The organism is Bacillus sp. ISL-41 (assembly GCF_018613235.1).
In the GTDB taxonomy this organism is placed as follows: Bacteria; Bacillota; Bacilli; order Bacillales; family Cytobacillaceae; genus Mesobacillus.
This window is the reverse complement of record NZ_JAGGQP010000003.1, coordinates 104,410-127,549: the sequence shown is the minus strand read 5'-3', so window position 1 is coordinate 127,549 and position 23,140 is coordinate 104,410. Positions and strand designations below refer to the sequence as shown.

General features: G+C 44.1%; 23 protein-coding genes. 15 read left to right on the top strand and 8 right to left on the bottom strand.

Annotation, left to right across the window (positions count from 1 at the left end):
• Positions 1 to 132: 132 nt before the first annotated feature.
• Positions 133 to 579: a GNAT family N-acetyltransferase gene (locus J7I80_RS01300; RefSeq protein ID WP_214735620.1), complete on the bottom strand. Its 447-nt coding sequence runs from the start codon at positions 577 to 579 to the stop codon at positions 133 to 135.
• Positions 580 to 711: 132 nt separating this feature from the next.
• Between J7I80_RS01300 and J7I80_RS01295 the strand changes: the two genes are divergently transcribed.
• The 5 genes from J7I80_RS01295 to J7I80_RS01275 all read left to right on the top strand — a co-directional run bounded on the left by J7I80_RS01295 (position 712) and on the right by J7I80_RS01275 (position 4,430).
• On the top strand, positions 712 to 1,338 hold the full coding sequence (locus J7I80_RS01295) for a pyroglutamyl-peptidase I (protein ID WP_214735619.1): 627 nt from the start codon (positions 712 to 714) through the stop codon (positions 1,336 to 1,338).
• Positions 1,339 to 1,368: 30 nt separating this feature from the next.
• Positions 1,369 to 2,085 (top strand): 5-oxoprolinase subunit PxpB, encoded by a 717-nt coding sequence (pxpB, locus tag J7I80_RS01290; RefSeq protein ID WP_214735618.1) that lies wholly within the window; start codon positions 1,369 to 1,371, stop codon positions 2,083 to 2,085.
• Positions 2,086 to 2,090: 5 nt separating this feature from the next.
• Positions 2,091 to 2,858, top strand: coding sequence for a LamB/YcsF family protein (locus J7I80_RS01285; protein ID WP_214735617.1), 768 nt, complete (start codon positions 2,091 to 2,093; stop codon positions 2,856 to 2,858).
• A complete protein-coding gene (locus tag J7I80_RS01280; RefSeq protein WP_214735616.1) occupies positions 2,855 to 3,787 on the top strand; it encodes a 5-oxoprolinase subunit C family protein in 933 nt (310 codons plus the stop codon). Before J7I80_RS01285 ends, J7I80_RS01280 begins: the two co-directional genes overlap by 4 nt.
• A 127-nt stretch (positions 3,788 to 3,914) precedes the next feature.
• Positions 3,915 to 4,430 (top strand): CBO0543 family protein, encoded by a 516-nt coding sequence (locus tag J7I80_RS01275; protein ID WP_214735615.1) that lies wholly within the window; start codon positions 3,915 to 3,917, stop codon positions 4,428 to 4,430.
• A gap of 268 nt (positions 4,431 to 4,698) precedes the next feature.
• Here J7I80_RS01275 and J7I80_RS01270 read toward each other — a convergent pair whose 3' ends face one another.
• From J7I80_RS01270 to J7I80_RS01260, 3 genes are all read right to left on the bottom strand, one after another.
• Positions 4,699 to 5,907, bottom strand: a complete 1,209-nt coding sequence (locus J7I80_RS01270) for an MFS transporter (RefSeq protein ID WP_214735614.1) — start codon at positions 5,905 to 5,907, stop codon at positions 4,699 to 4,701.
• A gap of 16 nt (positions 5,908 to 5,923) precedes the next feature.
• Complete coding sequence (locus J7I80_RS01265; RefSeq protein WP_251027524.1) at positions 5,924 to 6,370, bottom strand: MarR family winged helix-turn-helix transcriptional regulator; 447 nt, start codon at positions 6,368 to 6,370, stop codon at positions 5,924 to 5,926.
• Between the two features lie 116 nt (positions 6,371 to 6,486).
• Positions 6,487 to 7,257 carry an RQC-minor-1 family DNA-binding protein gene (locus tag J7I80_RS01260; RefSeq protein WP_214735613.1) on the bottom strand — a complete coding sequence of 257 codons (771 nt, stop codon included), beginning with the start codon at positions 7,255 to 7,257 and terminating at the stop codon, positions 6,487 to 6,489.
• Between the two features lie 171 nt (positions 7,258 to 7,428).
• Here J7I80_RS01260 and J7I80_RS01255 point away from each other — a divergent pair, with 171 nt between their 5' ends.
• Complete coding sequence (locus tag J7I80_RS01255) at positions 7,429 to 7,905, top strand: ArsR/SmtB family transcription factor (RefSeq protein ID WP_353050071.1); 477 nt, start codon at positions 7,429 to 7,431, stop codon at positions 7,903 to 7,905.
• Position 7,906: 1 nt separating this feature from the next.
• The gene (locus J7I80_RS01250; RefSeq protein ID WP_214735612.1) at positions 7,907 to 9,175 is read left to right on the top strand and encodes an MFS transporter; all 1,269 of its coding nucleotides are present in this window, start codon (positions 7,907 to 7,909) and stop codon (positions 9,173 to 9,175) included.
• A 159-nt stretch (positions 9,176 to 9,334) separates the two neighbouring features.
• On the opposite strand, the gene rluF is transcribed toward J7I80_RS01250, so the two are convergent.
• Positions 9,335 to 10,042: a 23S rRNA pseudouridine(2604) synthase RluF gene (gene rluF, locus J7I80_RS01245; protein ID WP_214735741.1), complete on the bottom strand. Its 708-nt coding sequence runs from the start codon at positions 10,040 to 10,042 to the stop codon at positions 9,335 to 9,337.
• Positions 10,043 to 10,203: 161 nt separating this feature from the next.
• Here rluF and J7I80_RS23420 point away from each other — a divergent pair, with 161 nt between their 5' ends.
• From J7I80_RS23420 to buk, 8 genes are all read left to right on the top strand, one after another.
• Positions 10,204 to 10,338 (top strand): SRPBCC family protein, encoded by a 135-nt coding sequence (locus J7I80_RS23420; RefSeq protein WP_285289106.1) that lies wholly within the window; start codon positions 10,204 to 10,206, stop codon positions 10,336 to 10,338.
• Positions 10,339 to 10,481: 143 nt separating this feature from the next.
• A complete protein-coding gene (locus J7I80_RS01235) occupies positions 10,482 to 11,798 on the top strand; it encodes a lipocalin family protein (RefSeq protein WP_251027523.1) in 1,317 nt (438 codons plus the stop codon).
• 197 nt (positions 11,799 to 11,995) lie between these two features.
• Positions 11,996 to 13,297, top strand: coding sequence for a DUF2254 domain-containing protein (locus J7I80_RS01230; RefSeq protein ID WP_353050074.1), 1,302 nt, complete (start codon positions 11,996 to 11,998; stop codon positions 13,295 to 13,297).
• Between the two features lie 177 nt (positions 13,298 to 13,474).
• Complete coding sequence (locus J7I80_RS01225) at positions 13,475 to 15,715, top strand: GGDEF and EAL domain-containing protein (protein ID WP_214735609.1); 2,241 nt, start codon at positions 13,475 to 13,477, stop codon at positions 15,713 to 15,715.
• Between the two features lie 132 nt (positions 15,716 to 15,847).
• Positions 15,848 to 16,972 (top strand): NADH-dependent flavin oxidoreductase, encoded by a 1,125-nt coding sequence (locus J7I80_RS01220; RefSeq protein WP_214735608.1) that lies wholly within the window; start codon positions 15,848 to 15,850, stop codon positions 16,970 to 16,972.
• Between the two features lie 321 nt (positions 16,973 to 17,293).
• Positions 17,294 to 18,364: a Glu/Leu/Phe/Val family dehydrogenase gene (locus tag J7I80_RS01215; protein WP_214735740.1), complete on the top strand. Its 1,071-nt coding sequence runs from the start codon at positions 17,294 to 17,296 to the stop codon at positions 18,362 to 18,364.
• 19 nt (positions 18,365 to 18,383) lie between these two features.
• Complete coding sequence (locus J7I80_RS01210; RefSeq protein ID WP_214735607.1) at positions 18,384 to 19,304, top strand: phosphate acyltransferase; 921 nt, start codon at positions 18,384 to 18,386, stop codon at positions 19,302 to 19,304.
• A gap of 13 nt (positions 19,305 to 19,317) precedes the next feature.
• Positions 19,318 to 20,376 (top strand): butyrate kinase, encoded by a 1,059-nt coding sequence (gene buk / locus J7I80_RS01205; protein ID WP_214735606.1) that lies wholly within the window; start codon positions 19,318 to 19,320, stop codon positions 20,374 to 20,376.
• A 62-nt stretch (positions 20,377 to 20,438) separates the two neighbouring features.
• Here buk and J7I80_RS01200 read toward each other — a convergent pair whose 3' ends face one another.
• From J7I80_RS01200 to J7I80_RS01190, 3 genes are all read right to left on the bottom strand, one after another.
• Positions 20,439 to 21,368, bottom strand: a complete 930-nt coding sequence (locus tag J7I80_RS01200; RefSeq protein WP_214735605.1) for a ketopantoate reductase family protein — start codon at positions 21,366 to 21,368, stop codon at positions 20,439 to 20,441.
• A gap of 70 nt (positions 21,369 to 21,438) precedes the next feature.
• Positions 21,439 to 21,591, bottom strand: coding sequence for a hypothetical protein (locus tag J7I80_RS01195; RefSeq protein WP_214735604.1), 153 nt, complete (start codon positions 21,589 to 21,591; stop codon positions 21,439 to 21,441).
• Between the two features lie 2 nt (positions 21,592 to 21,593).
• Positions 21,594 to 23,045 (bottom strand): carbon starvation CstA family protein, encoded by a 1,452-nt coding sequence (locus J7I80_RS01190; RefSeq protein ID WP_214735603.1) that lies wholly within the window; start codon positions 23,043 to 23,045, stop codon positions 21,594 to 21,596.
• Between the last annotated feature and the right edge of the window lie 95 nt (positions 23,046 to 23,140).

Genomic DNA, 23,140 nt, shown 5'->3' with positions numbered 1-23,140 from the left:
ATGTAACAAAGATAGATTAACGGAGAAATGTTTAGTGTCTGTGTCGCCTCTGTATAAAAAGAGTAATGGAATGATAAAATTATTCAGTTATATTTGCTTAGTTTTATTTACATTTGGATGAGTAATTTCTGCCTATATTTCAATCCTCATGAATTTGCTGACATCTTTGAATCCCAGCTTTTCGTATAATCGAATGGCCTTCTCGTTAAATGAAAATACATTCAGACGGACATCATCATAGCCAAGGTGCTTGAATTCCACCAGGCTTTGTTCAATCAGCGATTTTGCGACACCATTCTGCCGGTACTCTTTTTTTACATAAACATCACTGATCCATCCGATTTCCTTATGCGTGAACCAATCCAGGCTTTGGTCCACCAGTACCCAGCCAATCAATGAATCCTGAGTTCTAGCAACGAGAAAATATGCTCCGTGGTCCAGAGAATTTTCATAGGATGCTGTCATCTCTTCTTTGTTATTATCAGCCTGAATTCCTGTAGCCTCTGCTCTATTAACACCCGCCATGCTGAAAATCTCCTGCAATTCGAGTTCGGTAGCTTTGCCGTATTCTACTTCCATTTCATCACCTGTATTATTGGAATATTTAAACTAAACTTAATTTTACGAGTTTAAAAGGTATATATCCATAGTTAACTATAGTAAAATTTTTATACATCAATTTAAGTTTAAATCGTGAAATGAGGTCTGGTTATGAAAGTACTAATATCCGGCTTTGAGCCGTTTGGAAAAATGAAGATCAATCCTACAGAAGAAATGTTGCTGGAAGCAGAGAAGTTTGAAATTGAGAATGTGGAAATCTCAACAATCCTGTTACCGGTTAATTATGATGAATGTGCAGAAGTCTTGATTAAAAAGATCGACGATACCAAGCCGGATGTTGTGATTTCCTGTGGACTGGCAGCAGGCAGGACGGCGATTACTCCAGAGCGAATCGGAATTAATGTGAAGGATACAGGTTCCGGGGACCCTTATCCGGATAATAAAGGCATGATTCCAACGGATGAAATGATTGATGAGGAGGGCCCCGACGGCTTGTTCTCTGCCTTGCCCAACCGTCTGATTGAAAAGAACCTCAAGGCAGTGAACATTCCTGCTGCGGTGTCGAACAGTGCCGGTACATTTATATGCAATAACACCTTATACGCTGTTCTAAATCATATCCGGAAAAATAATCTGCCAATCAAGGCCGGGTTTATCCATTTTCCTGCATCGACAAAAATGTCCGCCCTCAATCCAGCCCTGGCTTCATTGCCCCAGGAAACAATGACTCAAGCACTTAAGGTCATTATTGAAACTTGTGCCAACGATGGAGTATAAAAACTACCATTGGAAAGTTGGGGGGAAAAGATGAATTTTGAAATCTCACCGCTTGGAGACATGGCGATACAGATATCGTTTGGAATGACAATAGATGAAGCAACGAACGGTCGAATCCGCCGATTTATCAACAAGCTGGAAAATACAAAAATTGAAGGCCTTATTGAATGGGTGCCTGCCTACACGACAATAACGATTTATTATCAACCGGATTTGATAGACTTCGAGACTCTCATAACGGAGTTGGAACGGATCAATCATTCTCCAGCAAAAATGGGACATATTTGTCCGATAGTCTTTGAAATCCCTGTATGCTATGAAGGGGAGCTGGGGCCGGACCGGGCTTTTGTCGCTGAGTATCATAGTATGACCGAGCAGGAAGTCATCAATCTCCACGCAAACAGGGAATATCTGATTTATATGATGGGGTTCATGCCTGGGTTTCCGTATCTGGGAGGCTTGCCTGAAAAGCTGGCTGTACCAAGGCTTGAGACGCCAAGGCAAAACGTGCTGCCTGGTGCTGTCGGTATTGGCGGGAATCAGACAGGTATCTATCCAGCTGACGTCCCTTCAGGCTGGAGGATCATTGGCACCACTCCAGTAACCCTGTTTTCTCCGGAGAAGGAGGAGCCGTTCCTATTAAGATCCAGTCATTATATTAAATTCGTGCCAATCAGTGAGGAGCAATTTTTAACGATAAAACAAATGGGCGATGCATACGAGATAAACAGGTTTGAAAAGAGGTGAGGTAAGTGTTATCTGTGGATCTTAACTGTGATTTAGGTGAAAGCTACGGAATATTTAAAATTGGAAACGACAGTGAAGTGTTAAAGCATATCACTTCAGCCAATATCGCCTGCGGCTATCATGCTGGCGACCATAATGTCATGGTGAAAACGGTAAAAATGGCAATAGCACACGATGTGGGAATTGGTGCGCATCCTGGCTTTCCAGACCTGCATGGCTTCGGCAGGAGGGAAATGAAGATGAGTGCAGAGGAAATTTACAATCTGACCATTTACCAGATTGGCGCTCTTTCGGCACTAGCCAAGGCTTGCGGCACTAAAGTCATTCATGTGAAGCCTCACGGTGCGCTGTATAATATGGCTGCAAAAGATAAAGAAATTGCGGATGCTGTTGCCAGTGCAGTCGCCGATGTCGACCCTTCTCTTATTTTATTCGGCCTAGCAGGCAGTTCACTTGTGAAAGCGGGGAAGGAAAGAGGCCTGCAGGTGGCGGAGGAAGTGTTTGCTGACCGAACATATCAGCAGGATGGCTCGTTGACTCCGCGTACACAGTCAAACGCGATGATATATGATTCTGATTTAGCAATCAGCAGAGTAATCCGGATGATACGTGAAGGAAAAGTTGAAAGTGTTGACGGGCCAGACATTGAGATGAAGGCAGATACAATTTGTATCCATGGTGATGAACCACAGGCACTGCATTTTGCGGTGAAATTGAAGGCTGCTTTAATGGAAGAAGGAATCAAAGTCGGAAGAGGCTGGGATGCAAAATGACAAAACCTCTGTTTAAAGTCCTTAAGGCAGGCCTGCAGACAACCGTCCAGGATATAGGGAGAACAGGCTATCAGCAATATGGCATCACCACATCAGGTGCAATGGATTCCTATTCCATGCAAATGGCGAATCTGCTTGTCGGCAACCCGATTGGTGAAGCTGGACTGGAAGCTGCCGTGCTTGGCCCGAGGCTTGAAGCATTGACTGATGCATCCATCGCCATCTGCGGGGGTGATCTTGAGCCGATGGTGAACAGCAGCAAAGTACCAATGTGGAAAAGCTTTGTTTTAAAAAATGGAGATATCCTTTCGTTTGGTGCTGCTAAAAGTGGCGCAAGAGCTTACATAAGTTTTGCCGGTGGCATCGATGTTCCACTTGTATTAGGCAGCAAATCCACGTTTATCAATGGAAAGCTTGGCGGTTTTAAAGGCCGTGCATTGGAGTCGGGAGATCTAGTACACGGAAACCCTTTTGTCAGGAGAAACCGATTTTTACATAGTAGCCTGGTTCCTGAGTATGCAAGCGAAATGGATATTCGGGTGATCATCGGTCCTCACCAGGATAAATTTTCACAAACTGAAAAGGATCGATTCTTATCAAGTGAATACACCCTAACGTCACAATCGAACAGAATGGGATATCGGCTTGAAGGACCACAGCTGGAAACAATCGGCGGATCTGACATCATATCCGATGCCATCCCACTCGGCGGGATACAGGTTCCGGCTAACGGGCAGCCGATCATCCTGCTGTCAGAACGGCAAACAACTGGCGGATATGCCAGGATAGCTACTGTCATCTCTGTTGATATTCCGCTGCTTGCCCAGGCGAGGCCTGGAACAAAGATCCGCTTTAAAGAAATCACGGTAGGAGAAGCGCAAGAACAGTACCTGAAACAGAAAAAACTATTTAAGTTCCTGTCTGTTTAAAAATCCCTGTGGCTGCAGGGATTTTTTTGTTTCGGTTGAAAATTCCATCAAGATAATAAGAGTATGGTATAAAAAATTTTCTCCCGGTTATAACTGATAAAATCAGTATTTTTGGGGAGAGAGAAGCATGTATTTATTATTGGTCATAGCAGTATGGATTTTTTTCGCTTATAAATTTATAGATTGGTCGCAATGGAAAAAGCAATACTCGACGATTTTATTTTTCATGGTGGTGAACCTGCTCTACAACACTCTTTATTATAATCACACTTTATGGGCATTCCGCGGAATCACAGCTGACTGGCTGAACCATTCTATCATCAATATTGCATTCACTTTTTTTATCTGCCCGGTCGGATTGATCATTTACCTCCAGCGTTTTCCTGAAACAAGGGGGAACCAGCTGATCTATGTCGGTGTATGGGTAGGCTTTTATACGATCATAGAGGCTTTATTTGCTCACAGGGGAATGTATGTTTATGATAATGGCTGGAACAGCTGGCATAACATTTGGCTTAATTTAATTTTGTTTGTGGTCTTGTGGATACACTATCGGAAACCGGTAATTGCATGGATCCTATCAATCCCGCTTGCAGTTATTTTCTATTTATTATTTCCGTTTCCGTTGGATAGCCTAAAGTAAAAGAGGTGGCTTAACTTGTTGATACAGAATGTATTGTCAGCGCCGGTATTTCTGGTTCTGCTTTTTCTGACCTATATCGCCATGTGGATGTATATCACAAGGCATGAAGTCAGGCGGGAAAATAAAAATAAACAGTAAACAGGTGTAATTTTAGCAGACTATGAAAACAGCGAAAAAGGAATAAATAGCAAGCATTCATGAAACATCAAAAAATCAGGTTCCCATATGAAAGGCAAAAAACACGGTGGAAAAGCTTCCACCGTGTTTTTTAAAATCCAACCTCTTCAGATGCTTTAACAAATTGATCTTCAGGCTTCTTTTTCACAACGAAAATGAAAGTGTAGGCAATCAGCAGTCCGACCAGGAACACGACCGAAAATCCATAAATGAAATGGTAGCTGGTGTAGGAGGCGAGCAGTCCTAGTCCGGCAGAACCCAGAGCCATTCCAAGGTCCATGGAGGAGAAGTACATCGCATTTGCTGTTCCTTGTTTCTCCTTTGGTACCGCGCTTACCGCAAGTGCCTGAAGGGTCGGTGCTACTGTCCCATATGCCAACCCGTAAAAAACGGCAGCGATTAAAAGTGTCATGGTATTTTGAGTGACGGCCAAAAGTGTCAGTCCAATAATCCCTGAAATCACGGCAGGGTAGATGATGAATTTATGACCGTAACTATCGTACATTTTTCCGGAAATGGGTCTGATAATGACCATTACAACTGTTAGGACCAGAAAGAATAATGAGACTGTTGCCCCAAGGTTTGCTTCTTTTCCTAATTCCCGCAGGAAGCTTACTACTCCGCCAAGCGTGATGGAGAAGAACGCTGTCAGGATTGCCGGTGTAAAGGCATGGCGATCAAAGGCATGCTCCCTGAAATGGCCTTTCTTGGCTTTCGCCATTTCTTGAGCTGGCTTGCGCGGGCTTTTTATAAACAAGTTCAAAAACAAGGTGAGCAGAGTCAAGCTTACCGAAATCATGATCAGGATGTTAAAAGGAAATCCCTCCAGCAAAGCGAGCGCCAGCATCGGCCCAAGACTTGTCCCTACACTGGTGGCCATACCGTAATAGCCGATTCCCTCACCAAGTCGATGGGCTGGGATGATATTGGTTGCCATTGTCGAGAAAATCGTCGTAATGATCCCAAAACCTGCACCATGGATCACTCTAAGCAGAAGCAATAGCAGCACGGAATCTTGACCAAAGCTCAAGGCTACAGAAACGGCTATAAAGCCGAGGGAAATCAGGCTTAATTTCTTATTGTCCAGTTTCTTCATCAAGGAAGGTACAAAAGGACGAGTCGCGATGGCTGATACCATAAAGACAGTTGTCATCAAGCCGCCTTGTGCAGGATTGTTTTTAATATCAGTAATGAAAGCGGGGAAGCCGGCAGTCAAAAGCTGCAGGCAAAGGAAAAATAAAAAAGCCATTATTACAATGGCCGTAAATTGTGCTGTCCACAACTTGGATGTTTTGTTCATTTATATTGCCTTCTTTCTAGTTGTTTTCCTCCAGAAGTCCATCGATGTTGTCTTCCATTGTGAGTAAAACCTCTCTGAACATTGCGAGCCTTTCCTCATCTATTCCATTTGTGATCATGATGAAAATTCCCTCAAGGTAAGGTGTCACTTCCTCCACAAGATTTGCGCCTTTCGGAGTGATCTTAACCAAAAAGGAACGGCGATCGAGAGGGTTGGCGAGCCTTTCAACATTTTCCTGCTTTACAAGGAGGTCCAGGATTTTCGTCAAAGTTGCCTGGTCTTTATCCGACCGGATCGATAGTTCTTTTTGTGAAATCCCATTACACTCGTTCAGAGTGCGCAAAACACTCCACTGTTCCGTCGTAATACGATAAGGCTTTAAGTAATAGTTAATGATCCGTGTTAGCTTCTTGCTCAAACGAACAGATGCTGAGCCAATTGCTTTATCCATAGACAATTCCATAGGTACGTCCTCCTCATCTCCTGATTAAATTCTAGCACCGAAAATATTTAGCGTAAATATAATTCGTATACAAACTATTATTTGCTAAAAAAATACCTGGAATCAACCAGGTACCTTTAATCAATAACTCTTGCGACCGCATTGCCGCAGTTTTTGCATTTTCCTTCGAGCACTACACTGTCCTGGAAGCCCTTAATTACATATTTTTCAATTTGCACGGTGTCCCTGCAATGTCCGCAAAAAACATTCCTGACGAGCATCTGACGGACTTCGGCAGGAATCATTAGCCATTTTTTATTGGCATCAAAAGAACCTGTTTCAACCGGTTTTTGAGGGCTGTGGGAATTTGCTTTGTCCAGTCTCTGTATGACCTCGTGAATCCTTTCTGGAACTGGCTTGAAATTCTCATGCTCCAGCCATTCAATCAGGATGTCGATCAGTTCCTTGCTGCCTCTCTCTTCAATGAGATCGAGCAGATCCATTTTTAATTCTGGATGCTGCCCAAGGATGAAATCTACATATTCATATCTCTCAAACTCAGCAGCCAGAGCGAACTCAGTGTAAATACTTTCTGCCAGTTCATCCTTAATGAAGTCCCAGCCTTTGTCTGTATACATTAGAAGCGAGAGCTTATCGTCTGTTGTCAGGTAGCCATTAGCAAGCACCCATTCAACCTTCTCCATGACCTCCTTTTGTTTAATGTCCGCAAAAGCACCGTACACAGACGAATGATGAAGGTCAGCTGTATAGACTCTTTTGTCTTTTGAGCCTGCGAGAATCTTTCCAAGGAGGCCCTTCCCGCCGTACATGATAATTTCGTTTGCAGCGAGCAATATTGTGGTGAGTTCATCTTCGCTTAATGGATTCTTCGTATTATTTTTGTTCATTTTAAAAAACTCCAATCAGTTAGAACGTTAGATGTATTATTACACCATACTGCAAATTAGTCCATGCAGTTTAAATGAGGAATGTATAAATCCCAAAAATTTATTGCATTCTAAAATTTTAAAACGTAAAATTAACTTAGAACATATGAATATATTAGAAGGTGATTACTAGTGGATTATATAAAGAAAACGATGGACGTAAATCTGGAACAGCAAAAATTGATTTCAAGTCCATTGCGAGTAAAAATCATTTATTTGCTTGCAATGAATGCAATGACGGCAAAGCAGGTTGCGGATGAACTGGGAAAGTCAGCAGGGAGCGTTCATTACCACATTCAGCAGCTGTACAATGGCGGAATTCTAGAGCTGGAGGAAACGAAGGAAAACAGAGGAATCATCGAAAAATATTATCGCTCAAAGGCGACCCATTTTAACTTAAAGACGGAAGAGGAGAAGCCGGTCACAGAGCGAGTAATGAGTCAGGGGACATATATTAGTTTAACCGAACAGGACAGGAAGGAACTGCAGGATGATATCGATTTGCTTTTTTTGAAATATGTTAAAAAATCTGCAGAGAAAAGCGATCAGGATAAAGTTTCATATGAAATTAATTTCTCCTTGAAAAAGGAAGTGGAGGAGGAGAGTTAAAGTGGAAAGTGCAATTAAGAAAAACCTTGTCTTGTTCCTGGTTGGGAAGGTTACATCTGTTCTTGGATCATCGATTTATGCATTTGCAATCGGCCTGTATATCCTTGCGAAAACAGGATCCAGCCTTAATTTTGCACTCACGCTTGTGCTCAGCATGCTGCCGAGGGTTTTGCTTGCTCCGGTTGCCGGTACATTGAGCGACCGTCTGGACCGCAAGAAAATCATCATCTTCTCGAACTTTGCGAGTGCTTTTTGGCTTGGCACCATACTGGGGGCCTTCCTGTTTTTTACAAATGAGATCTGGATTTTATATGTCGCAACGACCGGATTGAGCATCATCAGCACTTTTTATTCCATCGCCGTTACCTCATCGATTTACAACATGGTCGGGCCTGATCATCTGCAAAGAGCGATGTCATTGAACCAGGCAGCCATTTCCCTTTCTGCCATCCTGGGCCCGGTTCTTGGCGGCGTATTCTTTGGCCTGATCCAGATACATCTCTTTATGGCATTGAACATACTGACTTATCTCATCTCAGCTTTTGCAAGCATCCTCATAGAATACAACCTATTTTCAAAGAAAACACAGGAAAAGAAAACAACTAAAATAGGAGAAGACTTGAAACAGGGGATTTCCTATATCAAAGCCCAACCATTTCTCCTCCATCTTGTCATCCTGAGTGTCTGGTTGAACTTTTGGTTTGCAGTGTTCCCTGTGGCAATGCCTTACTTGGTTTTGACAGTCAGGGAAATGTCCTCGATCCAGCTTGGGATTATTGAAGGAGCATTCTCCGTCGGCATGATGGTCATGGCACTCTTTTTGTCAGCGCGAAAGGAAATCAGAAGGAAGGAGTTATCCATCACAGGGGGGATGGTGCTGCTTTCAGCGGCCTTGATGATGATTGGACTTCCAGCTCTGCCAGGCTTTGCGGACTTGCCAAATGCAGCCGTCTTCGGGTTTATAATCAGCATCGTCCTGATTCTCTCTGCTTCAATCATGTTTATCAACACACCTGTAAGCGTCCTTTTGCAAAAAAGCACCCCTGACGAGTATCGAGGAAGGGTCATGGCCCTCCTAGAAACCGGTTCAAGTGCCATGACCCCTGCAGGGTTTATCCTGTTTGGATTCCTGCTTGAAAAATTGCCCGTGTGGCTGCTGCTGGGGGTATGTGGAATCAGCTTGTTCGCAGTCGTTTTCTACCTGTACCGTGAAAAAGTGTTCCTCAAACTTCTGCGGGAACAAGACCAGCCCAAAGCGGCATCGATCTAAATCTTTTATAACTGAATGATGATTTCACAGTGTTTCAAATCGTTTGATTTTGTCTAATTTAAAGCAGTTATTCGGAATATCTCCGCTTATGAATTCTCATAGCTACACGAAGAATGATAAAAGCCAAAAATAAAAGGATGGGCGGGGGCGCTCATCCTTTTACCATTCCTTAGGCTCGTAATTCAAGTCACTGAAAAGCTGCCTTTTTTCTTTCTTATTCAAGTCACGCCATTGACCAATTGGCAGGTTCCCGAGATGGATGTTCATGATCCTGATGCGCTGCAGCCTGACAACTTGATAGCCAAGAGTTTCGCACATGCGTCGGATCTGTCTGTTCAATCCTTGTGTAAGGATGATATTGAACTCGTATTTTGATAGTTGGACCACTTTGGCGGGAAGTGTTTTTGTACCAAGGATCCTCACGCCTTCTGACATCGCCTTGACGAATTCCGGCGTAATCGGCTTGTCTACTGAGACAATATATTCCTTTTCATGCTTGTTTTCAGCTCGGAGAATTTCATTGACGATGTCTCCGTCATTTGTAAGAAGAATTAGGCCTTCGGAATCCTTATCAAGCCGTCCAATGTTGAAAATCCTTAGCGGATGATTGACAAGGTCGATGATATTCCCCTTCACATGCCTTTCAGTCGTGGAGGTGATTCCAACCGGTTTATTCAAAGCAATATATACATAATTTTGCGCCACCCTGATTTCTTCGCCATTTAGCTTGACGACATCACCGGGCTCAACCTGGCTGCCGATTTGCGCCACTTTTCCGTTGATTGTCACGCGGCCTTCCTCAACGAGACGGTCAGCTCCGCGTCTCGACGTTTTTCCTGTTTCGCTGATAAATTTATTGATACGCAGGGTAATCCCATCCTTAAATATGAAGTATATATTTAAGGATATTCCACTGCAGATTTATTTTCAAGCTTTCGGGCAGTACGGAATAAAAACGGCAAGAAGTAAGCGATTCAGGCTCAAATTATATTACAATGGAAAAAATGTTTGGACATGGAGGAGTTATATTGGTAGACGTCTTGACAGAAATAGAAATTAAATCCCCGGCTGAGAGGGTTTCAGAATATGCTGCGAATCCTGACAACGCTCCTGAATGGTATGTGAATATTGACAGTGCTGAATGGCTTACAGAGAAGCCGTAGAATCTTGGTTCAAAGATTGCGTTCAAGGCAAAATTCCTTGGCCGCGAACTTGCTTATATTTATGAAATCGTCGAGTATGTCCCGGGAATGAAAATGGTGATGCAAACCTCCGAAGGGCCATTTCCGATGAAGACTACATACATATGGAAAGCAATAGATTCAAAAACAACACGGATGACTCTGAGAAACCAGGGGAAGCCGGCAGGATTCTCAAAGCTAATTTCACCTTTCATGGCTTCAATGATGAAAAAAGCAAATATGAAGGACCTAAGAAAACTGAAAGAAATAATAGAAGGGTAAAGAAAAGCATCAAAGAAGGGAATGGCTTCTTTGATGCTTTTTTACTGTCCCTTGCATACCTTACTAAAAAACAAAAGGTGTGTTCGGGGATGAATGACGAACGGTTAGAAAAGATTTCACTTCCAAAGGATGCAGGGCCGCATGGGGATTCCAATATTGAATGGTGGTACTTTTTCGCTTTTCTGAATGGAGACAGGGGCGGCCGGTATGCGGTGATGGCATCATTTTTCCGCGTAGGCGAACTTGAGATTGGCAAAGGGCATTATATCATCCATACTTTGATCGACCTGAACAGGAAAAAACGCTATAATTTTTCAAGTTTTGATTCAAAGGTGAAGCTAGCGATGCTAGCCATATATCTGCCTTTCTACCTTTTGCTCCATCCGACAGACAAGAGAATCTGGAGACTCTACAAAAAGTTGCTTAAGGGCGATATACCTCCTCCGCATACATTACTTAAGGTTGCGAGAATAAATCCGGATCCCCCTGAATTGATCTATGGGAGACATCAGCTTAACTTCAAAGGGGAAGATGCCCTTGGTTTTGATGTGCTTTTAAAGGAGGGAAATTCAGAAGTCGAGCTTGGATTCATACCAATGAAGCCTGCCGCACTCATAGGCGGTGATGGAAAGCCGGATGATTTGTACTATTACTCTACAACGAGAAATTCTGTGAATGGAAGAATAAAGACAGATTCAATAACGGAAAATGTAAGCGGCACTGGCTGGTTTGATCATCAATGGGGACGTGATTACTCTTTAGTAAAAGGATCTGGCTGGGACTGGTTTGGGATACAGCTTAGCGATGGGCGTGAACTGCTGCTTAATCAAATGTCCTCCGGTCAGCCAATGGCAAATGTGATTGAAGAGGACGGAAGTATCCGTTTTACTAGAAATATAACTTTCCAAAAAATAAAGCATTGGAAAAGCCTGAGAACAAATGCCAGGTATCCAGTAGAATGGGAGATCCGCATTCCTGAATTCGGAATTGAACTTCATGTGGAAGCAGAATTCCCAAACCAGGAAATGCTCATCATCGGCCCAATACAGGCTATTTGGGAAGGAACATGTAAAGTAATCGGCAGGGAGAGGCTGGCTGTTGGAAAAAGCAGGCCACTGTCCGGAAAAGGTTTCATGGAACTTGTAGGATATGCAAATTGAAAAATGGGAACCTTGCTGCGATTGGCAAGGTTTTTGTTTTACTGTCGATAAATCAAGCCAAGTTCGTTAAGAAAAGTGAAATTTGATCGGAAATATAGCCAAAAATCGCTCGGAAAAGACTATATAGGATTAAACCTACCCCAAATGGTCTAAATAAGTAAGGAAAGAGTTGGTAACTAAGGGGCTGGGAAGTTTTGGTGAAAAAAGTTGTTTTACAAATAAGGGAAAGTATATGGCTGAAGCCGGTTATTTATAGTGTACTGGCATTCCTGCTGGCATTAGCTGTAATTTACATCGATCATAACGAATTGGCTCATGGAATAGTCCCTTCGTTTTTGCTGACGAATGTAGAATTGGCACAGACGATTTTAGGTTCGATTTCTGGTGCTTTGCTAACGATGACGACGATTACTTTTTCAACGATCATGGTCGTATTGACTACATATTCATCTCAATTTTCTCCAAGGACGCTGAGTAACTTCGTCGAGGATCCTGTGACGCTGCGGGTGCTGGGAATCTTCATGGGAGGATTTGTCTACTCGATCCTTTCTTTGCTGTTCATGAGTGAAACCTGGTATGAGAGCGAGGTGATCTCGGCAACGGTTGGAGTCTTCATTGCGTTCATCTGTCTCGCGTTCTTCGCCTATTTTATCCATAATGTCGCCACCTCCGTCCAGGTCAGCACGCTGATCAGGGAGATTACGGAAGGTGCTTTAAAGGTTATTAGAAGACAGGAGGATACACTGGAGAGTGAATACACAAATGTGATTGATGACAGGAAAGATGCAGGGTTCACCTATGAATTTGTTCGGGATGTAAAATGCAGGGGATACGGTTATGTTCAACTTACAGATTATCAAGGGCTTTTGAAATATGCATCTGAAAACGAACTCGGGGTTGAAGCTAATTTCCTGAACGGTGATTTTCTGACAGAAGACAGCATTGCCTTCAGAGTCCACCATAGTGGTGAAATCAATGAGGATATTGATGCCGTCCTGAATCAATATTTAAGGCTCGGAAAAGAGCGGTCATCGATCCAGGATCCTGAATTTGCGCTGCAAAAGATTGTCGAGGTAGCCTTGAGGGCCATCTCACCGGGTATTAATGACCCGAATACCGCGAGAGTCTGTATTTCCTATCTGGGCATGGCCCTGTCCCATCTATGCCGGGTCCGTTCAAATGGACGGTATATTGCTTATTATGATGAAGATCTGCAGCCAAGAATCATCGGAAAGCAAAAACGCACGATGGATATCCTGTATTTATCCTTTTATCAAATTGTCCATTATGGGAGCCAGGACTTTTCCATTCTTACTGCTTTAATCGACGCTTTTCTGCTTATTGGAAAAACAGCCGACGATTCCCTGAAGAAAAGCATATGGGAGCTGTATATCTACAGCATGGAAAAATTCGATTCAAACGAGTTGAAGGAGCTCGACCAGATCTATTTGAACGAGAAAAAAAGAGAACTATCAACGGTGCTGGGGATCGCTCTTTAATGGATTCCTGCCTTTTCTAGACAAAAAATGACAAAATTCATCAATTTTATGGGCCATATGTAATAATTCCGTTGTGCGATACCAGGTTTGTTTGTTATTTTAATAATGGAACTACTTCAGAATATTTAAAATTTCCAACAGACATTCATGCGGCTAGGCACAGGAGGATTTATTTTAATGGGCAATGAAGGGAAGATACAACGATACACTGGATTATCTATACTTATTTTTCTTCTGTTCGCGGAGCTGATTGATTGGCTGACTTCGTTTTATTTTTCCATAAGTGAAGCGGAAGGCTTCTTGATTGATTTGGCTGTGTCCTTTGTTTACATCACATTGGTCTTCCTTGTAATTAAAGGATTAAAAAATGCAGCAGAAGATCTGGATGGGCACAAAAAAAGACTTAGAAACATATTTGATACCCTGGATGTAGCGATTTGGTCCCATGATTTAAAGTCGGGTACACTGCTGATCACAACTGGAATCGAAAAATTATACGGACATTCATCTGAAGAATTTTATCAAGACAATATGCTCTGGAAAAAGGTTATCCATCCTGAGGACCTGCACATTTTAGCCGAGAGGGAAGCTGGATTTTCAAAAGGGGAAGCTGTCACCAGTATCTATCGGATCATTCGTCCCGATGGAGAGGTGCGCTGGATTCAGGATAGAGGCATTCCTGTTATTGATGAAAATGGGAAATTTGTTGATTTTACCAGTGTCCTTTTCGATATCACCGACCGTCAGGAAAGTGAAGGACGCTACCGAAGCCTTGTGGAAATGTCGCCTGATTTGATTGCTGTTTACAGCAGAGGGAAGCTGGATTACATCAATGAAGCCGGCTGCAGGCTGTTCAAGGCGGAAAGTCCGGCAGAATTAGTCGGACAGCCGATCTCTAAGCTGATTCCCTCTGAAGTATTGTCCCGGATAAAAAACCGTGAATTGACAATAGATGAAGATTTTGGGGAAAAACTGTGGTTCGAATTTAAGGCAACACAGATGGATGGGCAAGAGATTGATGTTGAAATGTCCGCGATGCCGATTTTATATGAAGGCAGAATGGCTGAACAAATTGTTGGCCGTGATTTGACGCAGCGCAAGAAGGCAGAAAAAACCATTAAATATATGGCCTATTATGACGTGCTTACCGGGCTGCCGAATCGGAACATGGTAAGAAAGCACCTGAATGCAGCACTATCAAACAGCAGCGAGATGGTCGCAGTACTCTTCCTTGACCTCGACCGTTTCAAGATTATCAATGATACCAAAGGACATCGTTTTGGCGATCTGTTGCTAAAGATTGTTGCCAGCAGGCTGAAGAATGCAGTCAAGGATCAGGGGCTGGTATCACGCCAGGGCGGTGATGAGTTCATCATTGTACTCAAAGCTGTCAGCAGGGAACAAGTCATCGAAGTTGCGGACAGGGTCCTGAACGAATTTATTGAGGGAATCACCATCGAAGGCCAGGAGTTTTTTGTGACTCCAAGTATCGGAATCAGCATGTCACCAGAGGATGGCCAGGATGAGGAAACGCTGATCAAGCATGCGGATACGGCGATGTACCTGGCGAAAGACAGCGGAAAGAACAATTACCAATTTTACACGACTCAGCTGCACGGGCTTTCGTCACGAAAAATGGAGCTGGAGAATGGCCTTAGAAAAGCATTGGAGCAGAATCAGCTTATGCTTCACTATCAACCACAGTTTAATATGGAAACAGGGGAAATCATCGGAATAGAGGCACTTGTACGCTGGATGCATCCAGAGAAAGGTCTAATATCACCAACTGAGTTCATTCCCCTGGCCGAGGAAACAGGGTTGATCGTCCCGCTTGGCAAATGGGTGCTGGAAAAGACAGCGGCTCAAAACAAGGAGTGGCAGGAGAAAGGCTGCAAACCGATACCGATGTCAGTGAATATTTCTGTGCGGCAGCTCCAGGAAGAGCGATTCATTGATACGGTAAAACAAGTATTGAAAGATACGCAGCTTGCACCGAATTATCTAGATTTTGAGATCACAGAGAGTGTCATGCAGAACAGCGAGAAGACAGCGAGGACCCTGGACCAGCTGAAGGAGCTTGGCATAACGCTTGCGATTGACGATTTTGGTACCGGATATTCATCGTTAAGCTTACTGAAGCATTTTCCGATTGATAAAATCAAAATCGATAAATCCTTCGTTGATGATATCATCCATCATTCCAACCAAGGAGCGATGGTCAAAACGATCATTGACATGGGGCATAATCTGCAATTCGATGTCATTGCTGAAGGCGTCGAGGAACTGGAGCAGGTTGCATTTTTGCTCGAAAATGGCTGCGTGATCGGACAAGGTTACCATTTCAGCAGACCTTTGCCAGTAGAAGAAATGGAAGCAAAGCTTTTAAAAAATAGTAAGCATGAAGGCATTCTGCAGTAGCGGAATGTCTTTATTTTTTGTCCAAGTTGACAGACTTTTTTTCATGAAGGTTGTAAATAATAATCAGGATGTTTAACTGTAGCCTGTTTAGGCTATTACACTTTCGTATACTAAAGAAGGAGGATCACATCTATGAATGAAAAATATAAACCATTATTTGATACTTTTACGTTCCAGAATGGCATTAACCTGAAAAATAGACTTGTCATGGCGCCGATGACCAATTTTTCATCGAACGAGGATGGAACGGTTACGGATGCAGAGGCAGAATATTACGCCCGCCGTTCGCAAGGCGTCAGCATGGTAATAACTGCATGTACATATGTAACCCGGAACGGGAAAGGGTTTCATGGAGAATTCGGTGCCGATACCGATGAAATGATCCCAAGCCTTAAGAAGCTGGCAGCTGCAATCAAAGCAGAAGGTGCCAAAGCGGTGCTGCAAATTTTCCATGGCGGCCGCGAATGTCCTCCAGAGCTTGTGCCAAACGGTGATATCGTCAGTGCGAGCGATGTTCAATCAGAGCGCAATAGCGCGAAAGCACCGCGAGCATTGTCTGGAGAAGAAGTGGAGCAGATAATTACTGCTTTTGGCGAGACAACCCGCCGAGCGATTGAGGCAGGCTTTGATGGCGTTGAAATTCATGGAGCCAATGGCTATTTGATTCAGCAATTCTTTTCGCCTCATTCAAACAGACGTGATGATCAGTGGGGCGGCTCCCTGGAAAAAAGAATGGCATTTCCATTGGCGGTTGTTGATGAGGTAAAAAGAGTGACCGCAGAGCATGCAAAGGAACCGTTTATTGTCGGATACAGATTTTCGCCGGAAGAACCTGAGGAGCCGGGTATTACGATGGCAGATACTCTCGAGTTGATCGATGTCCTGGCAGATAAGGACCTAGACTACTTGCATGTTTCATTGAACGATTTCTGGTCGAAGCCAAGAAGGGGTGTCGACGATGACCGATCCAGAATGGAAATTATCCACGAGCGGGTCGGAAGTAAAGTTCCTGTCATCGGTGTCGGTTCGCTTTACAGCGCGGATGATGTAAACAAAGCGTTTGGAACTGGAGTACCATTGCTTGCCTTAGGCCGCGAACTGATCATTGATCCAGACTGGGTCGAAAAGGTTGCATCTGGCCGTGAAAATGAAATCGAAACAAAGATCGATACAGGTGCGCAGGCTCGGCTAGTCGTTCCGGATCCATTGTGGCAGGCAATCGTCAATACTCCAGGCTGGTTTCCAGGCATTCAATAAAAAATGCATTTATAAGAACCAAAACTGCTGTTTTGGTTCTTTTTTTCGGTCATTTTAAGCAGATTTTCCTTAACCGAGAGTTTTATTGGCGAGGTTCACAACTTTATTGGCTAACTGGAAACTATCCACTTTTTTTTCCAGTTCATTTGCCATAAAAGTGTAAGATATATCACCGTAAGCAGCAGGTGAAGTCTTTATAATGAAATTATGTAAGGGCTTACATTTACTTGGGACCTGAAACTGCCTAGACTGACGCAGCATTGCAAGGACCGATTACGGGAGGGGATGTTTGTGTTGCTAACAGAAGAACAGAAAATGGTGCTGGATATTTTTGAGGAAATGAAAAACCATGGGCATGAACAGGTGATTTTCAATTATGACAAGGCAACTGGATTGAAGTCGATCGTTGCAATCCACAATACGACGCTCGGTCCTGCGCTTGGTGGATGCCGGATGTGGGATTATGAATCGACTGAAGATGCGTTGCGGGATGTTCTGCGCCTTTCCAAAGGAATGACCTATAAATGTGGCGTTTCGGGAGTGACTTATGGAGGCGGGAAAGCGGTCATCATCGGTGATCCCAAGTCGGAAAAATCGGATGAGCTTTTCCAGGCTTTCGGCTCTTTCATTGAAACACTAAAGGGACGATTTTACACAGGAACAGATGTCGGTACGGTTGGCATGGATTTTGTATCCGCATCAAAGCAAACATCGTATCTTGTTGGGTTGCCTGAAGAATATGGCGGCAGTGGGAACTCTGCTGTCATTACCGCCTTCGGTGTGTGGAAGGCAATCAAGGCAACAGCGAAAGAGATTTTTGGCACAGACTCACTTCTCGGACGGAGAATTGCTGTCCAGGGCCTTGGAAAGGTTGGCCGCTTTCTCGTTGGCCACCTTCATGAAGAGGGCGCTAAGCTGATCGTCACCGATATTTTTGAAGAGAATGTAAAAGAAATCAAGGAACAATTCCCGGATATTGAAACAGTTGACCCTCTCGATATTTACAGCGTAGAGTGCGACATATTTTCACCAAATGCATTGGGTGCCGTCATCAATGATATTACGATACCGAAACTCAAGTGCCTGGCTGTTGCCGGAGCAGCGAATAATGTGTTGGCAGAAGAACGCCATGGTGACATGTTGCACCAGAAAGGCATCCTCTATGCTCCTGACTACGTGGCAAATGCAGGCGGTTTGATTCAGGTTGCGGATGAACTTAACGAGTACAGCAAAGACAGGGCGTTCAGGAATGCAAGCATGATTTACGACATTATAGAAAAAATTTACAAAATATCCAAAACTCACGATATCCCAACGTATAAAGCTGCAAATATATTAGTAGAAGAGAAGATTGAAAAAATCAGCATGATTCAGAGCAAGTATACAGGTTGAACAGCAGGAGGTGGGAAGCATGCGTTATAGAAGCTTTGCAGATGTTATTGATGCTGCACGGACGAGGCCGCCTGTGAAAATGAGTGTCGCAGCCGCACACGACCGGGATGTGCTCGACGCTGTCAAAGCGGCTGTGGAGCTCGGAATCATCGCACCTTATTTGGTCGGTGACCCTCAGAAAATTTTTGAACTGGCAAAGGAAATCGGCTTTTCTGTAAAGGAGTATCCAGTTTATCCTGCCTATACAGAAAAGGAGAATGCTTTTATTGCCGCTAAACTGGCAAGTGAGGGACATGTGCAGATTATCATGAAAGGATTCGTGAATAGCACGCCATTTTTAAAAGGGGTTCTTCATAAGGAGCTAAATTTAAAAACTGGCTCGGTCATCAGCCATATCTCCGTTTTCGATATCCCGGGGGCACAACGGCTGATCAGTATGAGTGATGGCGGCATCAATGTAGCCCCAGATTTTCAGCAAAAAAAGCAAATCATCCTGAATGCTGCAGAGTTCCTGGTCAGAATTGGAGTCGGCCGGCCGCGGGTAGCGATTTTGGCAGCCAACGAACGAGTCAGTGAGAAGATGCCGGTGACCGTGGAAGCCGACCATCTGGCCATGCTGATAAAAAATGAATCAAGCCTCAGCCTGCTGATAGAAGGACCGCTCCCGCTCGACCTCGCCATCAGCAGGGAGTCGCTCCTGCATAAAGAGCTGGAAAGCGAGCTTGAAGGCGAAGCGGATCTGCTTATTGTCCCAACGATCGAGGCAGGAAACTTCCTTGGCAAGGCGATTACCTATTTTGCAAAGGGAACAATGGCGGGAATCGTGCTTGGTGCGAAAGTGCCGCTCGTATTGAACTCCCGGTCAGATACAGCGGAGGCTAAATTGGCCTCGATTGCACTGGCCGTCGTTGCGGCATCCAATACAACGGTCAGCGTCTAGATAGGAGAGGTATATGAAAATCCTAGCGATAAATCCAGGGTCTACTTCTACAAAGCTTGCAATTTATGAAAATGAGAGTTTACTTTTAGAACAGATCATCCGCCATCCTGATGCTGAAATCATGAAGCTTCCGGAACTAGAAGAACAGCTGCCGTACAGGCTTGAGTCCATCTTGGAAACTTTACGGCAGCAGGATTTCACTCCTTCAGAGTTGGAGGCAGTCGTTGGCCGGGGTGGAATGCTGAAGCCAATGGACAGCGGTACATACATCGTTGATGAAAATTTGCTGAATGATGCACGCTCTGGCAAATATGGAAATCATGCTTCGAACCTTGGGTCGATGATTGCTGCCGAAATAGCTGGCGCTCACCAAATACCGGCATTTATTGTTGACCCAGTATGTGTGGACGAACTGATTCCTGAGGCAAGAGTTTCCGGCCTGGCTGATATAGAAAGAAAAAGCCATGTTCACGCACTCAATATCAAGGCCGTTTCCCGTAAAACTGCAGCTGAAATTGGAAAGGATTTAGTTGAAACAAGCTTTGTCGTGGTACATCTAGGAGGCGGCATTTCAGTCGCTGCACTTCGGAATGGCAGAATCATAGATGTCAACAACGCGGAAAATGAGGGACCGTTCTCTCCCGAACGGGCAGGCGGACTCCCGGCAAAACAGCTTGTCCAGCTTTGTTTTTCAGGGAAATATACCGAAAAAGAATTGCTTCAGCGGATGACAAAGCAGGGTGGGGTGTTTTCCTATCTCGGCACCAAGAATCTCATAGAAGTTGAGAAACGGACCGCTGAGGGTGACACGGAGGCTGGTCTTATTTTAAACGCGATGGTACATCAAGTTGGAAAAGAAATTGGGGCAATGGCCACCGTACTCGAAGGGAAGCTTGACGGAATCATTCTTACCGGGGGAATCGCCCATTCAGATATGATTACAGGTTTAATCAAAAAGAAAATCGGTTTTCTGGGAAGAGTTTTCGTCCTGCCTGGTGAAGCGGAAATGGAAGCCCTGGCTGCAGGTGCTTTACGAGTGATGAACGGGTTGGAAGATGCGAAAGTATATTGAAAAAGGCCTGAGCCCATGTGTTTTCCGTGGACTCAAGCCTTTTTTTCGTTAGAAGGAAAAAATTACTTTTCAGAAGCTAGCAGACTTTCATATACTTTTATATTTGCATAAACAGCAGATAAAATGGGAGCAGCCAAACCTAATTTCTGAGCATTCTCCAGCAAGTAGCCAAATAGGTGGTCGCCTTCTGTCAGCAGTGACTTTTCCATATCGCGCTGCAGGGAGGATTTCATTCCATGGCCGATTTCATTTAATTTCCCAAGGGTGGCTTCCATTGCGCCTTGTGCAAGATTCGCGCCGATCCTCTCCATGATTGCCGCAGCTTCATGCACTAGTCTATCGATTGTACTCCAGCCAGCTTCTTGGTCGCGAATGGGACCGATTGGTGACCTGAACAGGGAGGTGATGCCGCTCATTGAAGTGATGAATAAGTATTTGTGCCACATTTCCTGCTGAATCTTTTCAGAAAGACGGAGGCTTGCTTTCGTTCCGCTAAATGCTTCTTCCAGCTGTGAAATTCGTTCCGTTTTTTCTCCATTCCGTTCACCGAACACTAAATCATGGATTGGGCTGGTTTGAACTATTTTTCCATCCTGAGTCAGGGTTGTCTCAATAAAGCATAGGCCTCCAACTACCTTTTCAGCCCCGAATGCTTCTGTCAGCACATCAAGATGTGCAATTCCGTTCAATAATGGCAGGACCATCGTCTCGTTTCCAACATAAGGCTGGATGCTCTTAACCGCGCCATCCAGATGATAGGACTTTGTAGAAACAAGGATAGCGTCATAAGGTTCCACATTTTCCCCTGCCAATATAGTTTTAGGCTCCGGTAAATGCATATCTCCATGAATGCTTTCCACCACCAACCCATTTTCACGAAGCTGCTGCTGGCGCTTTTCACGGACCAAAAACGTGACATCTTCTCCTTTTTCCAACAGGCGGCCGCCGAAGTAACCGCCAATTGCACCTGCTCCTACGATCAATATTTTCATTTCAATCAACCTCCTAGACTATGTAAAAGTGCACGCCTGGAATCAAGCGTGCACAATCCTTATCTTATTATTATACGAGAAAGGCTGCCAGCAGCCCTCCTGCAGTAATGAGAACAATGATGATTTTTGCGAAAAGGGGAAGCTGCTCTTTCCCTTTGTCATTAACTTGTGCTTCCTTCTCATTGACCGATTTGCGGTATTCTGGACTGCAGCATCCGCTCATTGTTACGCCACCTTATTATAGCCAGAAATATCTTCTTCAAGCGGGATGTTTTTAGCCCGTGCTTTTTTAGCAGCGTTGAAGAAAATAACCGTGATGACAGCTGTTACGATTAACGCTCCAATATTGGATACAGTCAGCGACTGGCCGAATCCGATTTGGGCATTAAGGATATAGGAAGTCGTAGCTGCTGTCATGAACATACCAGGGATCATAGCGATCCAGTAGTTCTTTTTGGCGATGAACAGGTACATGGCACCGACCCAAAGAGCGATGACCGCTGTTGATTGGTTAGCCCAGGAGAAGTATCTCCAGAGAAGCGTGAAATCAATTTTTGTCAAAGCGAAAGAGATAACGAATAAAGGAACAGCGATCCAAAGACGGCTGGCGATTTTCTTCTGAGAAAAATTGAAGTAGTCAGCGATGATCATACGCGCACTGCGGAAAGCAGTATCACCTGATGTGATTGGAAGTACGATTACACCAAGAACTGCAAGAGTTCCGCCGATTGCACCAAGCATCAATGTTGAAGCTTCACTTACGATTGCAGCTGGCCCGCCGTTAGCAAGCATATCGTTCAAGCCGTTGTAGCCATCGAACAAGCTCATTGCAGCAGCCGCCCAGATCATTGCGATTACACCTTCAGCGATCATCATTCCGTAGAAGATTTTGCGGCCATTCTTTTCATTTTGCGTTGTACGTGAAATGATCGGTGTTTGTGTAGCATGGAAACCTGATAGCGCTCCGCAAGAAATTGTTAAGAACAATAGCGGGAAGATCGCTGCATTACCAGGATGGAAATTCGTTAAAGATAATTCAGGAATCGGTGCACCAGTGATGACAAGCATTGCGCCTACTCCAACAGCACTGATCAACAGCAATGCGCCGAAGATCGGGTAGAAGCGTCCGATAATTTTATCAACAGGAAGCAGTGTCGCTAAAATATAGTAAACAAAGATTGCTGCAATGATGATTCCCATTGTTACCTTACCGTCCATCAATGTATGAAGCAGACCAGCCGGAGCTGTGACGAAAACGGTTCCAACTAATAGTAAAAGAAGAATCGCGAATGCATTAACAACATGTTTCATGAACTTTCCGAGGAATTTCCCTGCTAGTTCAGGAAGATGTGCGCCTCGGTTACGGATTGAAATCATACCTGTAAGGTAATCATGGACAGCACCGGCGAAGATTGCGCCAAGAACGATCCAAAGGAAAGCAACCGGTCCGTAAAGCGCTCCCATGATTGGCCCGAAAATAGGTCCAACACCAGCGATATTAAGAAGTTGGATCAGAGAGTTCTTTGCTGTGGACATTGGCACATAGTCAACGTCATCCTTATGTGTATAAGCCGGAGTATTGCGACCTTCGTTCACGCCGAATACCTTTTCTACAAATTTGCCATACGTAAAATAACCAATAATTAAAAGTGCGATACCAGCTAGAAAGGTATACATATGAAACCTCCTCAAGATAAATTGTATGCGTTTACATTGAGTATAATAGAGAAGGTGGAATTATGGCTGTTTTGTGAACAAGATGCAGGAAAATG

What these genes read in the sequence shown, in the direction of transcription:
- J7I80_RS01300 (WP_214735620.1), bottom strand. Translation starts at nt 579, where the DNA reads ATGGAAGTAGAATACGGCAAAGCTACCGAACTCGAATTGCAGGAGATT.
- J7I80_RS01295 (WP_214735619.1), top strand. Translation starts at nt 712, where the DNA reads ATGAAAGTACTAATATCCGGCTTTGAGCCGTTTGGAAAAATGAAGATC.
- pxpB (WP_214735618.1), top strand. Translation starts at nt 1,369, where the DNA reads ATGAATTTTGAAATCTCACCGCTTGGAGACATGGCGATACAGATATCG.
- J7I80_RS01280 (WP_214735616.1), top strand. Translation starts at nt 2,855, where the DNA reads ATGACAAAACCTCTGTTTAAAGTCCTTAAGGCAGGCCTGCAGACAACC.
- J7I80_RS01275 (WP_214735615.1), top strand. Translation starts at nt 3,915, where the DNA reads ATGTATTTATTATTGGTCATAGCAGTATGGATTTTTTTCGCTTATAAA.
- J7I80_RS01270 (WP_214735614.1), bottom strand. Translation starts at nt 5,907, where the DNA reads ATGAACAAAACATCCAAGTTGTGGACAGCACAATTTACGGCCATTGTA.
- J7I80_RS01265 (WP_251027524.1), bottom strand. Translation starts at nt 6,370, where the DNA reads ATGGAATTGTCTATGGATAAAGCAATTGGCTCAGCATCTGTTCGTTTG.
- J7I80_RS01260 (WP_214735613.1), bottom strand. Translation starts at nt 7,257, where the DNA reads ATGAACAAAAATAATACGAAGAATCCATTAAGCGAAGATGAACTCACC.
- J7I80_RS01235 (WP_251027523.1), top strand. Translation starts at nt 10,482, where the DNA reads ATGGAAAGCAATAGATTCAAAAACAACACGGATGACTCTGAGAAACCA.
- J7I80_RS01225 (WP_214735609.1), top strand. Translation starts at nt 13,475, where the DNA reads ATGGGCAATGAAGGGAAGATACAACGATACACTGGATTATCTATACTT.
- J7I80_RS01220 (WP_214735608.1), top strand. Translation starts at nt 15,848, where the DNA reads ATGAATGAAAAATATAAACCATTATTTGATACTTTTACGTTCCAGAAT.
- J7I80_RS01210 (WP_214735607.1), top strand. Translation starts at nt 18,384, where the DNA reads ATGCGTTATAGAAGCTTTGCAGATGTTATTGATGCTGCACGGACGAGG.
- buk (WP_214735606.1), top strand. Translation starts at nt 19,318, where the DNA reads ATGAAAATCCTAGCGATAAATCCAGGGTCTACTTCTACAAAGCTTGCA.
- J7I80_RS01200 (WP_214735605.1), bottom strand. Translation starts at nt 21,368, where the DNA reads ATGAAAATATTGATCGTAGGAGCAGGTGCAATTGGCGGTTACTTCGGC.
- J7I80_RS01195 (WP_214735604.1), bottom strand. Translation starts at nt 21,591, where the DNA reads ATGAGCGGATGCTGCAGTCCAGAATACCGCAAATCGGTCAATGAGAAG.
- J7I80_RS01190 (WP_214735603.1), bottom strand. Translation starts at nt 23,045, where the DNA reads ATGTATACCTTTCTAGCTGGTATCGCACTTTTAATTATTGGTTATTTT.